General features: G+C 53.9%; 11 protein-coding genes. 2 read left to right on the forward strand and 9 right to left on the reverse strand.

From position 1 onward, the window contains the following. Nucleotides 1–13: 13 nt before the first annotated feature. On the reverse strand, nucleotides 14–796 hold the full coding sequence (locus MKZ24_RS20935; RefSeq protein WP_340785996.1) for an HAD-IIA family hydrolase: 783 nt from the start codon (nucleotides 794–796) through the stop codon (nucleotides 14–16). Between the two features lie 165 nt (nucleotides 797–961). Then, a complete protein-coding gene (locus MKZ24_RS20940; RefSeq protein ID WP_340785998.1) occupies nucleotides 962–1,522 on the reverse strand; it encodes a glycerol-3-phosphate responsive antiterminator in 561 nt (186 codons plus the stop codon). Nucleotides 1,523–2,355: 833 nt separating this feature from the next. Between MKZ24_RS20940 and MKZ24_RS20945 the strand changes: the two genes are divergently transcribed. Together MKZ24_RS20945 and MKZ24_RS20950 are read left to right on the forward strand one after the other, a co-directional pair. Then, nucleotides 2,356–3,198: a sialate O-acetylesterase gene (locus MKZ24_RS20945; RefSeq protein WP_042236552.1), complete on the forward strand. Its 843-nt coding sequence runs from the start codon at nucleotides 2,356–2,358 to the stop codon at nucleotides 3,196–3,198. Further along, nucleotides 3,195–3,734, forward strand: coding sequence for a PadR family transcriptional regulator (locus MKZ24_RS20950; protein ID WP_042236550.1), 540 nt, complete (start codon nucleotides 3,195–3,197; stop codon nucleotides 3,732–3,734). The genes MKZ24_RS20945 and MKZ24_RS20950 overlap by 4 nt, the downstream gene beginning before the upstream one ends. A 75-nt stretch (nucleotides 3,735–3,809) precedes the next feature. Here the strand turns inward: MKZ24_RS20950 and MKZ24_RS20955 are convergent, their stop codons facing one another. From MKZ24_RS20955 to MKZ24_RS20985, 7 genes are all read right to left on the reverse strand, one after another. Further along, nucleotides 3,810–5,096, reverse strand: coding sequence for a Gfo/Idh/MocA family oxidoreductase (locus MKZ24_RS20955; RefSeq protein ID WP_042236548.1), 1,287 nt, complete (start codon nucleotides 5,094–5,096; stop codon nucleotides 3,810–3,812). Nucleotides 5,097–5,148: 52 nt separating this feature from the next. After that, the gene (locus MKZ24_RS20960; protein ID WP_340786003.1) at nucleotides 5,149–8,874 is read right to left on the reverse strand and encodes a sugar-binding protein; all 3,726 of its coding nucleotides are present in this window, start codon (nucleotides 8,872–8,874) and stop codon (nucleotides 5,149–5,151) included. A 27-nt stretch (nucleotides 8,875–8,901) separates the two neighbouring features. Further along, complete coding sequence (locus MKZ24_RS20965; protein ID WP_042236546.1) at nucleotides 8,902–10,272, reverse strand: FAD-dependent oxidoreductase; 1,371 nt, start codon at nucleotides 10,270–10,272, stop codon at nucleotides 8,902–8,904. A gap of 23 nt (nucleotides 10,273–10,295) precedes the next feature. Further along, nucleotides 10,296–12,365, reverse strand: coding sequence for an MGH1-like glycoside hydrolase domain-containing protein (locus MKZ24_RS20970; protein WP_340786006.1), 2,070 nt, complete (start codon nucleotides 12,363–12,365; stop codon nucleotides 10,296–10,298). Nucleotides 12,366–12,395: 30 nt separating this feature from the next. After that, nucleotides 12,396–13,250, reverse strand: coding sequence for a carbohydrate ABC transporter permease (locus MKZ24_RS20975; RefSeq protein WP_340786008.1), 855 nt, complete (start codon nucleotides 13,248–13,250; stop codon nucleotides 12,396–12,398). Continuing rightward, nucleotides 13,244–14,215, reverse strand: a complete 972-nt coding sequence (locus MKZ24_RS20980) for an ABC transporter permease (protein ID WP_081956538.1) — start codon at nucleotides 14,213–14,215, stop codon at nucleotides 13,244–13,246. The genes MKZ24_RS20975 and MKZ24_RS20980 overlap by 7 nt, the downstream gene beginning before the upstream one ends. 86 nt (nucleotides 14,216–14,301) lie before the next feature. Next, a complete protein-coding gene (locus MKZ24_RS20985; protein WP_340786013.1) occupies nucleotides 14,302–15,900 on the reverse strand; it encodes an extracellular solute-binding protein in 1,599 nt (532 codons plus the stop codon). Between the last annotated feature and the right edge of the window lie 216 nt (nucleotides 15,901–16,116).

Below are 16,116 nucleotides of genomic sequence, written 5' to 3' on the forward strand. Positions count from 1 at the left end.
ATTGGGGTTAGACTTACTTGTTGAACAGATCGGCCAGGGAGTCCAGAACATAACCCGGAAGAATCTGCTGCCGCGCAATATCCGCTCTTGTACTCACGCCGGTAAGGACTAGGGCCGTCTGCATACCGCAACGATTCCCCATCAGAATGTCTGTCTCCAGCCGGTCGCCCACCATCAGGCAATGCTCCGGAGGGTGAGCCAGCATCCGAAGCGCCTCCTGCGCATAATAGGGAGAAGGCTTGCCAATAACCAGCTCAGCCTCTGTCCCGGCCGCAGTTTCCAGCGCTTTGACAATCGCCCAGGTGTCCGGGATATAGCCTCCGGGTACCGGGCAGACCGGATCGGGATTGACCGCCACCAGCCTGGCGCCCCCTCTTGCTGCTCTCATTCCGAGCACCAGCTTCTCATAATTGAAATTGCGGTCCATGCCTACCAGTACATGGGTTGCTTCCTCCGGGTCCCTGGTGACGGCCACTCCGGACTCCTCCATTTGCCTTCGCATCACCGCTTCTCCAACCAGATACACCCTCGCCTCCGGTTCCTCCCGGGCGAAGTAGCTGCCGCTGACATAGAGTGCCGTCAAGATTTCATCTTCTCCGCAGGCCAGCCCCATGTGCTCCAGTCTGCGCTGACAATCCCGGGGAGTATGGACCGAGCTGTTGGTCAGAAAAAGAACTCTCCGGTCTCTTCGCCGCAGCTCCGCAACCGTCTCCACCACACCTGCAAGCAGCTGATCGCCAATCAGCACGGTCCCATCCAAATCAAAGCAGTAGGCTTCATATGAAGCGATGTCCATCCGCGCTTGCTCCTTTTCATTCAGGTTCACTGGTTCTCCGCGCCGGAATTTCCGCGCAAAAAAACCAGCTCCAGAAATTAAGCCTCCGTCTACAGCCTGGCAAGGCTCCATCGAATGCTAATGACTGACCGCTGGGTTTTCTCATCGTCTCCACCCGGGGGTACGTTATTCACTTGTTCCACGCGTCCACTGCCACAGGGCCGCATCCCCAATGGAGACATAATCGGCGCCGCTGTCCAGCGCACTGCTGATTTCCTGCTTTTCCCGGATCAGTCCGCCTACGATCAGCGGCTGCTTAATGCGTTGCTTCATGTCCCTGATAATTCTCGGCATCAGTCCGGGCATCAGCTCGACCTCGTCGGGGTTACAGTTCTTGATCATCCGCAGGGCAGTCTCTACTGCCGCCGTATCAATGGCGAAAACCCTCTGGATACTGGCGAGCCCGTGCGCTCTGGCTGTGGCGATGGCATTGCTCTTGGTGGTAATGATTCCGTCGATCCGGAAGGCTTCAGCCAAATACTGAATCGCCGCCGCATCTCTGCCAATCCCGCCGACCATCTCTACATGGACGAATACCTGCTTGCCTGCCTGCTGCAGCGGCTTCACAATCTGCCCCAGGTTGTTGATGTTCCCGGTCATCAGATTCACACGCTTCACACCGCAGGCAACCGCCTGGTCCAGCTGTGACTCCTCGGTGATCGAAGCAATAATGGGGTTACGCTTCAAGTAAGCATCCTCCCTTCACTTATAGCTTGCAGCTGCCAGCTTGTCTTCCTGCTGGTCCTACCCCCTATGTTACAGAGCTTTTATTCGCTTAATATCAGAGCGCTGTAAAAGTTACAGTTAACATTCAGGCAAGGAATTCCATTGCCGCAGATAACTGACAGGGTATGCAGTGATATATTGGAGCCAGCCAAGGACATGTAATTTTGAATAAGAGTACCCCGGGCAAAAAACGAGGAATTGATAATCATTTAACGATCAGCGTCTCACCATCCATCAGATTCAATCTATGATTATTTATTAGAATCATGTTTTACTATTATTTATGGTAATTCCGATCTTTTTACGTTGTTTAATAATTAAAAATGACCTTAACTATAGCAACTTAATTCACTGTCATGTTCTATAGTACCGTCCATAAAATACCCAACTTTTGTGGAAAGTTAGACTTGCTGATATAAAGGCAAACACTTACGACCAAAATTCGCTCCTAAGTTCCATTCTGGCGCAACTAATCATCTCGACGGTACTCAATGGAATCATATTCCTGGTATTAGCCTACCCGTCATTTTAATGAGGCGCCAGCCAGTCTAATACTTGTTTTTCAGTCTATATAGAACGCATTTAAGAAGGGATCGAAGTCATTCCAATCGCCCAATCGGGTAATAGATAGGAGTGGATTGAGCAGGAATTTGGCATCAAAACGAGCGAGCGTGAGCAACACTAAAGCCGATGAGGTCTTACCCAGACCGATGATTTGACTATAGTCTAATCAGACTATACAATATATTTAGTCCAATTAGACTAATATTGTGATGTGAAGGAGTGAAGCCTAAATGATAAAGTCATTTTTAATGCTGGGTCAGTCGAATATGGCGGGCCGTGGTTTTTTGCATGAAGTCGATCCTATCTATAATGAAAAAATAAAAATGCTGCGCAATGGACAGTGGCAGATGATGACAGAGCCGATTAATTATGACCGTCCCGTTTCCGGGGTTAGCCTGGCGGCGTCATTTGCCGAGGCCTGGTCGAAAGTAAGTCCCGATGAAGAAATTGGTTTGATTCCTTGTGCGGAAGGTGGCAGTTCATTGAATGACTGGCATCCGGAAGGCATCCTATTTCAGCATGCGTTGTCCGAAGCCCGCTTCGCCCTGCGATCCAGTCAAATCTGCGGAATCCTGTGGCACCAGGGTGAGAGCGACAGCTATCATTCGCTACATGAAACTTATTACGAAAAGTTGTCCCTCATCATTGAGACCCTCAGAAACGAATTAAATCTTGATGAGGTACCTTTGATCATTGGCGGACTTGGTGATTTCCTCGGGAAGACCGGTTTTGGACAGCAAGCGACAGAGTACCGGCAGATTAATGAACGATTGCAGAACTTCGCTAACGAACAGCCAAATCGTTATTTTGTCACAGCGGAAGATTTGACCGCGAATCCCGATGGCATTCATCTAGATGCGGTTTCGCAGCGCATATTCGGCTACCGCTATTTCGAGGCTTTTTCGAAAAAGTGTCATGTCCTGGTACCCATCCCGGGGGAGGAACAGTCACTGAAAGTCGAGCGCGACTATTCAAAAACAGAGCAGATGTATCTTCATAGCCTGGACTTGGCTTCGGGTAAAATCACGTACGCGGAATTCGAGGCGAAGATGGTGACGGTGATGCAGCCTTGATTCCCTTACTCATCCTTGGCTTGCTCATCCAAAACCCCGGTGCTCACGGATACGAACTACTGGCCTTAATGGAAAAGCGCCATTACAAATACATTGTAAACTTCACAAAGGGCTCGTTTTATTACAATCTGCAGCAGCTTGAAGAAAAAGGCTGGATTGAACAGATTCAGCAGAAACCTTCAACCAGCGGGCGCGAAACTCGGAACTTTAAAATCACCGGATCAGGAATCACTGAATTCGAAAAATTAATGGTCACGTACGGCAGTAAATCAGAATATGTCAACCTGCAATTTTATGGTGCGCTGCTCTTCGCTGATGAATACGACAAAAGCAAATTGCTGGAACTGATCCAATTGCAAATCGACCTGACTGCAGCCCGAATCTCCCGCCTTGAGGAATACCTGTCCGGCACACAAGAACTTCCCGGTACAATCGATTACTACCGCCGCATGAACGAAAATTCCCGTTCCCATCACTTTGTTAACTTAGAGTGGTTTAAACAATTAAAAGCAGAAATAGAGGGTCCTACTGTATAAAGACGAAGAGGCATCCCCCATACATCATTCACTGATGGGGATGCCTCTTGTAAGCATGCAGACTTCTTCAACAAATTAGATGGTAATCAAATCCTTGATGAGCACCGGTAGTCCGGTTCGCATGGCCTGATTGGCGGCGATTCCGGTCATGATGGAGCGGGCTCCGTCCCGGTGGTTGGCCGCGCGGTGGTAAATATCCTCGTCCGGGGTTCCGAACAGATCATTCAGCAGCACAGGATCGCCGCCGCCGTGTCCTCCCGTTCCTTCATCCACATGGACTTCATAAGGCGCTCCAAACATGGGATGCACCACAATATGTTTGCCCTCCACAGCTCCCTCCAAGGCGCGGTCACCCCCGGCATTGACATAGGATTTTTCCACGATACTCATTTCGATTCGGCCCTTGGAGCCGTTAAAAGCTATCCGGTAACCCTCCCAAGGCATGTAGGCGTTCAATGAATACGTAAGAATCGCCTTATTGCTGTACCGGACCATTACCCCCATGGTGTCCTCAATGCTGATTCCGTCGCCGAACACGCTTTGATCCCGCTGATAGCCGTCCTCTGCTTCCGCATCCAGGTACATCTCCTTCAGAACGGGATTCTCATCCAGCTGCAGGGCAAAGGGATCATCCTTGGCTGCCGGATTTCCGGTGGCACGCTGATAGAATGAAGTTACGCCGCGGTTCTCGGCATTCTCCCGGCCATAGAATCGCAGGTCACCGAAGGCAAACACCGTTTCCGGCTCCGCACCGATCCAGAAGTTGACCAGATCGAAGTGATGAGTGGATTTGTGAACGAGCAGTCCCCCGCTGTTGCGTTTGTCCCGGTGCCAACGGCGGAAATAATCCGCCCCATGCTCAGTATTCAGCAGCCATTCGAAATGAATGGAATGCACTTCCCCGATTACCCCGGAGGCAATCAGCTCGCGGGCTTTCGTATGATGCGGAGCATAGCGGTAATTGAAGGTGACCCTGACCTTGCGTCCGGTACGCTCCACCGCTTCGTAAATCTCCTTGCATTTCTCCACATCAACGGTCATGGGCTTCTCTGTGATCACATCACAGCCAAGCTCAAGCGCACGGATAATATATCTGTGATGGGTCCGGTCGACACTGGTGACAATGACAATATCCGGTTTCTCTGTCTTGATCATGGTGTCAAACTGTTCAGCCAGGTAGGTGTTCACCTGCGGATACCCATGTGTCTCCGACAACAGCTTGTTGGCGTAATCCATACGTGTCTGATTCACATCGCAAAAAGCGGTAAGCTCCGCAGAATCCCTGTACTCCTTCGCGATAGCTTCATAGAAAAATTGCGCCCTGCCGCCAATGCCTACCTGTACATAACGCTTCTTGTCCAATTACGTGTGCCTCCTAAAGTTAGCTTTTATATCGAGTTTCAGTTTTTGAATATCACATTCCCAGACTGAACAAATAGGGGGTCAGCGGCTGAAGCTCTATAGTCTGGCCCGCAGAGCTTTGATCTGTAACCAGATCCATGAAGCTGTTTGCCGTTACTCCACTGCGGACCGCCTTCACCTCGACGGGTTCCGGGCCATAGTTAACCACATTCACCAGTGTTTGTCCCCCGTATTCAACGGTCCTCCACTCCACATTGTATACGGGAGCATTGTCTGCCGGATCAAGCAGCAGCAGCTGCCCCGGATTTACAGTCTGCAGGACCGGTAACAAGTAATCTCTGATTTGGCCTGCGGTCCAGTCCGTTGCCGATATCTTGTCCGCGTGGGTGAATACATAACTTCTGTCTGCGGCAGAGAGCGGTGCGCCGTGCGGTGTTAGCTCCAAAGCGTGTGAACCGATCAGCAGCACCCGTCCGCCCTGCTCCATAAACTGCCTGATGCCGGTCAGCGTCTCCGGATTGACTCTTGAAGCATTTGGCACAATCAGGAGCTTATAAGTGTCCAGCCCGCCATTGTCCACCTGCTTTTCAGATACATATCCGGCCTTGTATCCGCTGTAAGACAATGCTTCATAAGCGCGGAGCGAGACTGCCGAGTATTCGCCCGAGAAGACACCAGAAGCGGTAGAATACAGAATCGCCGCCTGCGGCTGCTCGTTCTGGAAGGCGGTAACCTGACCCGCCAGCCGGTTCAGGTCCAGATTGGTCCGCCCCGCCTGTGCGATAACATCCGGCCGGTGCAGAATGCTGCCCTCGGTGCTGGCCGTCTCATTGTATGTCCGCTCCCAGACCCAGATCGTGGAGCCGCCCCGTCCGTGAATCGCGCTCTGCCATAGAGCGGAGCGGACATGCTTTGCCTGTTCCGGCGTATACATTTTGTCCCCGTCTGCGATCAAATGATGCTCCGAATTAAAGACCGGGGCTTCTTTGAAGGAGGCCTGCAAATCATAGAAGCTGAGTTCTTCCATGAAGCCCTTCGGGCCTTCGTTGATATAATTCCAGTTGTCATTGCCGTTGATCTGGCTGAACTCCGAGAAGCGCTCGATATCCACGCCCCAGGACAGGCTACCCCGGGGATCACCCATGATTTTCGCCTGCACAGGCAACTCTGGAGCAAGCTCATGGATAATTCCGGCCATCCATTCATGCCAGCTGGCGAAGTAATCCTGGTTGAACAGCACATAGTCATAAGACGCCGGAGAAGCTGTAATATTCTCAGGCATAGGTACTCCGGTAAAAGAGCTATAGGCCGTTTGATAGACGCCGTTCAGCTGCCCGATATCGCCGTTATAGATGCCTTCAAGATACTCGTGCCAGGCAGGCATCGCATAGGCATCCTTATTGGCCGTATAGACCGATTCGTTGGTGAGCGTAAGACTCTGCAGCGAATCATAATCCTTGATGGCGGGAATCAAGGCTCGCAGATAATCCTCTATAATGGATTGGGCCATCGGCTCAAACAGGGAGAATTTGATAGAGCCGTTATTCTCCACCTTCAGCTCCGGCCACTTTGCGAGCACCCAGTCCGGAAAATAATGCGGGGATATCAGGAGATTGACCGCAACATCATAATCCTCAGCCCGCTGCAGCGCCGGTAACAGCTCCGATTGGATATTGCGGGTGGAGACAACGTACTCCTTGTCTGGGGAATAACCGCCCAGATCCTCAAAGCCGGGATTCTGAATCAGATTCACCATGCTCCCAGCCTTGACGACGCTTAAGTCATCCACCCAGACCGTACCTGTATTCTCGGATAAAATAACCAGCGGGTAGGATACCTCCCCCTTCGCTGTGGTATATTCGAATGTTACTTCTGTCCAGTCATAGGTTCCGCCAGGCAACGGCTGACGCTGCTTCCAGCCCGTTCCGCCCGGGAACCAGACGTTCCTGGCATTGTCACCCTTCACCCATACCTTGAATTCATAGGTAGTCTCCGGCTCTACTGCTATGGTCTGGGCGACATTGATGAATACATTCGACTGCCGCGGCGATGCATTGGCAATCTTCAGGGAATGATTGCCGGAATGGCTTATCCCTTCTGTAATTGCTGCTGTAGCGGACACCGCACCGGAGCGGTTGACGGTGTAACGGTTTACGAAATCTTGTTTGTCCAGAATGACATCCCTTGGCCCCAGCTCAATCTGGATTACGTTAGCTCCGAGATCCTGAAGCTTCGGAATGTCCCGCTTCACCTGGTTGAAGTGACCGTAGCCCGTGAAGAAGATTGGCCGTTCTTCGGTGACGCCCGTACTCCTCACGATGGTGTCACCGAAGAAGGAATATCCGGAAATCTCCGGGCGTCCGGAGACATAGCGGGGAGCGGACTGCGGGGTCAGGCTGCCGTCCAGATACCCCTCCAGCTGCTGCTTGCTGCCCGTAAGCAGCGTCTCCAGCTCAGCCGCCACATACTGCGCTCTGCCGAGCCGCCCCTGCACGATATCCTCCTTGCCGTAACCAATGAAGTCCTTGATTACGGTATAATCAATGCGCTCATAATCTGTGGACAGTCCTTGTGCCTCACATTGCAGCAGCAGCTGCTCCAGACCGGGCAGTTGTGCATTCACACTGTCCAGCATGGCCTCAATCTCTGCGGGATCGAGCACCGCAGTCACCTTCAGCTCCTGCCTCTTGCCGGCAATACTCCCTTGCTGCGCAAGCGTGAATTCAAGCAGCTGCTCTCCGGGGTCCGCCGTGGTGAACGGCAGGCTCCATCCGGCGGCCGAGCCGGCAGGCAGCGTGAAATCCACTTCAACGCCCGGCAGGCTGGATGACAGATGGAGGTTATGCGGTTCACTGGTCGTGTTCACAGCATACACCGAATAAGAGACAGTCGTATTCACATTGATCTCCCGGGGACCTTCCACCCAGAAGCTCCAAGGGTCGGCGGAAGGGACCAGATGAACCACTGCATGGTCAGCCGGACTTTTGGCTTTGCCGATGCCCGGTGTCCATTCCAGCCAGCCCCGGCGGCCCGCGCCGTCATTGTCGTTGAACAGCAGTGTGAACGGAAGCTCCCCATTCTCCGGTATACCCGTGGAGATGGCAGACCACGGCATCCGTACCTCAAAGGAGGTCTCCTGTCCGGTCCGGCTGGCTGCAGCCGTGATCACTTCCTCTCCTGCTGGGGCTCCGCCTTCGCTGAACTGCCAGACATGTGCTTGCCCGTCCATATAATTGATGGCGTATTCCGGCCCGTAGCTGCCGCCGGGACTGAAGGCGAACTGGATACTGTCCCCTCTCCACATGGTGCTGTCGGAGACAGGAACATGCACATTATCCTTCACCTTCGCCGCCCAGTAGAAGTAGCTCTGGTCATAGGCGAGATACACGCTGGCAGACACATCCGCAGGCCCTCCCCAGCCTTCGACCAGTACCTGTCCGGCAGCCTCCGGCAGCCGGATCTCTGCGTAGCGGCTCCACTCGTCCACTGCACCGTCAATGACGATGTCCTCCGCTTCCAGAGCCAAAGCGTGCGTATGCTTACCGAAGCTGCCACGGAAGTCTTCCCAGTCTGTAATGACCGGGGACCCCGGTTCTTCATAGACGGACTCCGTTACGCTGGCGGGAGTACCCGAAGCATCCGGCGGTATGATTCCCCCAGTTGATGCAATCGCTCTCAATTGTTCTCCGTAGACAGCAGAGGGGAACCCCTCTGCCGCCATGGAGAATACCAGCAGGATGATCAACGCCCACACTGCTTGCTTGCCTCTTCTCCTCATCGTTGCCCGTTCCTCCCTTCTGAATGGTCAGTCATGACTTGACTTGAAGTTCGGTTCCAATGATACAGGCTGTTCCTGATGCGGACTGGCCGGAAGCGGAATCCGCTCCACTTCACCATCTGTGAATTGCCCCCGCAGCTGCAGCACATAACGGATATGTGCAGGCATCACCTCCCTTACATCCGCCTTCCCCTGAATCACGGCCAGCGAGGCAGCAACCCCCGCCGCTTCACCGATGGCGCTGACCGACGCCATGATCCGGTAAGAGCTGTGCGCCTCATGGGTTCCGCTGATGCAGCGGGAGGCAAGCAGGAGATTGGAGCAGCCCACGGGGATCAGGGAACGATAGGGAATATGGTAATATCCGTCCCCGGGAATGCGCTCCAGCCGGGTCGCTCCTCCATCCGGGCTGTGAATGTCCAGTGAGTAGGCGCATGCTGCAATCATATCCCCGAAATGCCGGTTGTTCAGGCAATCTTCGGCTGTCAGGACATACTCACCAGTGATCCGCCGGCCTTCCCTGACACCGAGTCGCGGCGCGATATAATCCAGCTTGGCCTGCCGGAATGCCGGATGCCCGCAGATGGCCCCGAACAGTTCATTGGCTTGCCGGGTACCCTCCTCCATGCCCAGGCTTACTGAATCCCGACAGGTAGGGTCCACTCCCAGCACAGAGGTGGAGTTGAAGAGCAGCGACTTGCCGTCCGGATAAGGAAAGCAGGTGATGCTCTGCCTTGGATTAGCGGTCTCCCCCTTGTCCTTAAGCTCCTGATAATACGGCAGCAGCTCAAGCCGCAGGGAATGGATCGCCGGCCAGGTCTGGATATCCGGATTCTTCAGCTTCATGGGATCGAAGCCGCTCACTCGAAAGGTGGCGGTGGCTGATTGCAGCTTGCCGTCACCTTCACGGCCGATTTCGTACTGCATCCCTGCCATTGCGGACAGATTACCGTCCGCCGTTGCATCCAGAAATACCTCTGCGGCAACCGTTCCAGCCTGATTGCCCTGAAGGTGAAGTCGCTGAATCCGACCCTTCTCCACATCAACCTCTTTCACCGAGCACCCGGTCCACACAGTTAGCGTTGGCTCGGCTTCCAGGAGCTGCTGGTAGGTGGACTTCAGAGACTGCTCATCATAGGTCGGCACCCGCTGTTCGTTGTAATGGGTATACGCCGCCGGGAACAGCTCTCTGTGAATGCCGCTTGTAACCGGGCGTCCCATTCTGTCGCGGAAATTGCAGATCAGCGAGACGCTGGAGAAGACGCCGGTGCCTCCGACTTCAGGCCCCGCCTCAATCAGCAGCACCCGCCGGAACAACCTCGCAGCGGCCAGGGCTGCGCTGATCCCGCCGACTCCGGCTCCCACCACCACAAGCTCGAAATTCCAGTTTCCCTTCATAGCGTCCGCTCCTTTCTCTCTCTTCAATTCCTCCGGCTCCCGGTGGACTGAACAACCTCACGGAGGCTGGGCACACCGCTGTAGATTACCTCTTCATCACAGATGATTTCGCACCATTCCGGGCTCATCCGCACATCAATGATATGCCCCCGGAAAGCGAAACCGGAAAGAGAGACCCTTCCTTCAGCGGGCGGGCGGGGATGAATCCATAAGCTGCCGTCCAGGCGGGGATCAAGACCGGCCAGGCCGAACAGAATGGCTTCCGCACCGGCCAAACCTGCGACCACATTCGCCCGCTTATGCACGGGTACAGCCGGGCGGTCACAGTAATGCTCCTGCGGATAATACGGCAGATGCTGCCCCATCCAGAAGTGACGCCTCAATGTATCCCACGCCAGCTCATCGCGTCCGGATTCCCACAATGTCAGCGCCAGCATCGGCCCATCCCCGGTATAGGCTCCGCCTCCCGACCAATCCGGATCATTCTGCTCATAATGCAGCTCATCTTCGGCCGAGATACTGCTTACGCCGTATTTGCCGAGAAATGCCCCATCCCTAACCTGTGCGAACATTCCCTCCTTCATCTCCTCGGTGCAGGCCCCGAACCGCAGCGCGTCATAATATTGAATCGAATAGATCGATTCCGCATGGCCTTCGGGATATATGGCCTTGAACCAGGCTTTGTCCTCATCCCACAGATGGGTGCGGATCGACTGGCGGATACGCTCCGCCTTGTCCCGCCATTCCTGTGCGGGTTGATCCGCCGCCAGATCCAGATGCTGCGCCAGATCGGCCAAGCGGTCATAGCTCCAGGCCCGCTCGGCATTCGGACTGGCTACAATATGTTCATAGCCTGCCCCCCGCATTTCCAGCAGGTTCGGTTGAAGGCCGTAATCCAGCAGCTCATTCCACTCCGGCAACCGGCTATCGTCATATAAGGCCAGTGTCCGCATGGTCGGGAACAGTTTTGCCCCTTCTCCGTGCAGTACAAAGATCGACCAGGCAAAGTTCAGGAAGGACCATAAGCTATACGAATAGGGCACATGGGCGCCTTGTCCGCTGGGAGCAAACCGGGAGTGCCGTTCAATGCCGCTGGCTGCCATCAGACTAGCCAGCTCTGCCGCTTTGTCCTTCCCCAGCATCAGCGCCAGCGTTCTTGCACCGTATCCCCCCGCATCCCATGGATAACAGCAGATTCCGGCACCTTCCAGCCCGGAAACGGCAGGAAACGGCTGAATGGCGAATTCCGGATTCTCCCATAGACAGACCATCCCGCTGATCAATGAGCGGCGGTAATAGTCTTCCAGACCCGGAATATCCGATTGCAGCACCGGCAATTCACGGCAGGCCTCCTCAAGCCGGTGCTCCCAGACAGCGGTTGTCCGCCCCCCCAGCTCTTTCAGGGTCTGCCCTTCTTCCCAACGGAACTCTTGTCCGGCAGGAGTCAGAACCGCAGCCAGCCGGAACACGGCCTCCTTCCCTTCTCCAAGGCTCAGCTCCTGATCGCCTTCCCGAAGCAAGGTAATACGGACCTGTTCATTCTCCCAGATTCCTTCCTCAAGCTGCAGCGCAGGACCGGCAGAGGTCAGCGGTGCTCCATAGTCCCAATCGTCCAGCGGAACCATGGCTGGGCTTCCCGGCACCAGCTCCGGTAGAACCGCAACCGTTACCGTTCTACGACTGCGGTTCTTGATCCGCTGAGTCAGGAGGAAGCCATGGGTATCCGCCAGAGGCGTCAATTCACTGGACACCGCAAGTGATAACAGCTCTCCTTCCATCAGATGATGATAGGTCCCTTGCCTTTTGATCTGATCGGGCTGCCATACACCCTTTGCATACAGTACGCCACAGTCCCCTTTGCCTAAGTCTCCGTTATCCCGGACAGGATGTCCGTCCGCTGTTATATGAAGTTTTAAACCCAAGTCTTTGGCGGCAAAAGGCGGTGAATAGCAGCCTTGAACGCCGCAGACCGTTCGCGCGGAAGGCGCAGCTGTACTATAGCCGCTGCACACCCATAGATGTTCCGGGGGGGCCAGACTTTTCCGTAAATCAAACGCAAATGAACCGAGTGTATAGTTTGTAGTCACCTTCATGTGTTCCCTCCGGAAATGAAATTCTGCACTTCAGCCCTTCACCGAGCCCAGCAGAACCCCTTTGATAAAATGCTTTTGCAAAAACGGATAAACGCAGAGGATTGGCAGCACAGTGATGATGATCGCCGCGGCCTTCAGCCCCTCCGGCTGGATGTATTGGGAGGAATCCCCGCCTGCAAGCAGGGAATCAATCGGCGTCTGCAGCATCTGGTACAGCTTGACTGTTACAGGCAGCAGCTGCGATTTGCTGATGAAATACAAGGCATTGGAATACGTGTTCCACAGAGCAACCGCATAGAACAGCGAAATCGCAGCCAGGATAGGCTTGGATAAAGGCAGCGTCAGCTTGAAGAACACCGTCAGGTCCGTTGCGCCGTCAATCGTCGCTGATTCTTCCAGCTCGGCCGGCAGGCCTTCAAAAAATGATTTCATCACAAACAGATTGTAAGCACTTACCAGCCCGGGCAGCCAGATCGTCCAGAAGGTATTGATCAGGTGCAGCTGCTTAACCAGCAGGAACAGCGGGATCAGCCCGGTGCCGAACAGCATGCTGAACATGACCATAAACGTAAAGATCTGCCGTCCTTTCAATCTCCGCTTCGAAAGCGTATATGCGGCCAGCGTGGTTGCAATCATCTGGAGTACAGTACCTACGGCTGTGATGATCACTGTATTCTTGAGGGCGATGAGCAGCTGCCCATCGATAAACAGCTGTTTATAGGCCTGAACGGTAATTTCCACCGGCCACAATACCACTTCACCCGATATGATCGCCCGGCTGCTGCTCAGCGACATCGCCAGAATATTCAGGAGCGGAAACACCGTTATGAACGCACACAGGGCCAGAAACAAATACAACGGCATACTTTTGAGCCGGTTTACCATAATCCGCCTTCTCCCAGCTTTTTCACAATTTTGTTGACAGTCAGCACCAGAATCAGCCCGATCAGCGCCTGGAATAATCCCACAGCCGTTGCCAGACTGTATTGCGCGTTCTGCAGCCCTGTGCGGTACACGAACGTGCTGATGACATCGGATACACTGAAGACAGCGGCATTCTGCAGATTAAAGATATGCTCGAAGCCCACATCCATCATCTTCCCCATCTGCAGAACCAGCAGGACACCAATGGTCCCGCGGATACCCGGCAGCGTAATATGCCAGATCTGGCGCAGTTTGGTGGCTCCGTCGATTTTGGCCGCTTCGTATAAGCCGGGGTCAATAGATGAGATAGCGGCCATATAGATAATCGTGCCCCAGCCCGCGCTCTGCCAGATGGTGGAGACAATGAACACCACAGGCCACCATAAGGTGCTGGTCATGAAGTAAACCGGATCGATCCCGAACAGGCGCAGGGCCGCGTTCACTACTCCGGTGGAAGGTGACAGCAAAGAGACAATGATCCCCGCCAGAACTACCCATGAGATGAAAAAAGGCAAATATAGCATGTTCTGTACAGCCCGCTTGAACCAGTTCACCCGCAGCTCATTCAGCAGCAGGGCAAGCAGGATCGGAGCCGGGAAGGCAAAAACAAGATTGTACAAATTCAGCAGCAGGGTATTGCGCAGCACATTCCAGAAATCAGCGCTTTCAAACAAAGTATGGAAATGCTTAAGCCCCACCCAGGGACTGCCCCAAACCCCGTCCAGCAGACGGAAATCCTTGAAAGCGATCAGCTCGCCGTACAGGGTGACAAATTTGAACAGGAAGAAATAGGACATGGCCGGAATTAGGAACAAGTACAGATAACGGTCCCGGTAGAGATAAAATAACAGGCCCCGCCCCGGCTTGTTCAGGCCTTTGGAGCGTATGGCAGCCGGACCGGAGGGCTGGTGCAATGTTTTTGGCATATAGCTCTTTCTCACTCCTCTATACATTTCGGGAGCCTGGAATAGGGTACATTCCGCAGCTCCCTTATATCCAAGAACCGTATGTTTTACTTCAGCTTGTCTTTGTTCGCATCGTACCAGGCCTGAACCTTGGCGGTTACACTGTCTCCGTCCAGACTGTTCCAGGCTTGGCGCAGCTCTTCGACCGCTTCATCCGGTGTCTGATTGCTCATCGCCATACGGGTGTTGATTTCTTTCCATTTGGTTTCAAACTGGCCGGCGATGGAGGCGTATTCCGCAACTGGCGGGATATATGGCAGATCCTTGCGGAAGGTATAGGTCTCACTGTTCTTTATAATCGTACTTTTGAGGGCAGCCATATCCTGATCATCTTTGCTGTCCCCTGCCCGGGTGACCAAATAATCCGGTGTCTGCTGCTCCTGCTGAACCAGCCGGTATTCCGAAGCATAGCCGACCTCTGTCTTCCATTTGTCAAAATCGGTTGTGACCGGAATGCTGTCCTTCAACTGATAATGTACGCCTTCAGTTCCATAGGTCAGCGGCTCCCAGCCTGAATCCAGCATCCAGTCGATAAATTCCATCGCGGCCTGCGGATTTTTCATGTTTTTGTTAAAAGCGGTCAGCAGATGGTTAGGGACTTCGACCTCATAGCCGTTCGTTCCATATTTCGTGGACAGAGGCGGAACTGCGGCCAGTGTGGCCTCCGGATTATTTTTCCGCAGCTCGGTAATGGTATTGTCCATGTTCAGGTTACTGAAATAGATGCCGGAGCGACCCGTGGTCCACAGCTGCTTCTGCCGCGAAAATTCCTTATCTGTCGCAAATTCCTTGTCAACGAGACTCTCATGGTAAGCAAGCTGGCGGAAAGCAAGCGCGTCTTTATACCGTTCGGTGAAGAAGCTCTGGGTGAGCTTCCCGTCCTCTACGAACCAGGCCGCACTGCGTGCCATATACCAGTCGTCGGTAATCGCCGTGTAGGCCGTTGACATCGCCATTGGAATGGTATCGGCCGCACCGTTGCCGTCTGGGTCTTTGTCCCGGAAGGCTTTGGCGACCTCCACCAGCTCATCCACCGAAGTCGGCATAGCCAGCCCGAGTTTATCCAGCCAGTCCTGCCGGATGAATATGGCGGTATTGGCACGGGCAGGCCGCATGCTGGCGATGGCATAGATTTTACCGTCATCCAGGGTCAGGTACGGCTTCAGCTCGGGATGCTCCTGCAGATATTTTTTGTAGCTGGTGCTGTACTTGTCGATATACTCATCCAGCGGCTGAATGGCTCCTTCATCGGCCCAGCGGACAATAAAGTCGCGGTTGAAGGTAGTCATCATATCCGGCGCCTGATCGGAAGCAATCAGCACATTGAATTTATCCGCCTCCTGATTGCGCGGAATCGGCACCCAACTCACCTTCACTCCGGAATTCTCATTGATATACTTTGTCCAGCGGTTCTCTTCATAAGAGCCTTCTCCCGTTGCCACCTGCCCCCTGTCATAAATGGAACCGGATATTTCCTTGGGCAGCGAAGCATATGGATCTGCGCTTGGCGCCTGTGAGGCAGCGGCCGGGGATGGCCCTTCGGACGTGCTGGCGTTTCCGTTACTGTTGCCGCATGCGGACAAAGCCGCCGTTCCTAGCAGCAGCACCGCGAGAAACGCGGGGGTGAGCTTTCTGTTTCTGTACATTCTTTTGACCTCCAATGGACTTGTGATGTTGGGCAGATCATGTCTTGCTAAGACGGTGAAGCCTGGCGCCTGGCCTCCACCTAACTATAGCGGGCTATCCGGCAGACTGAATAGTTGCAGAACCTACAATGAACTCTCATCTCCCGCTATCGGGCGAATATTTGTAGATAACGCTACATCATAATGGAAAGTGACACCCGCTTACCGCTGCAATAT

This window comes from Paenibacillus sp. FSL R7-0297 (assembly GCF_038009025.1).
Taxonomy (GTDB): domain Bacteria; phylum Bacillota; class Bacilli; order Paenibacillales; family Paenibacillaceae; genus Paenibacillus_AQ.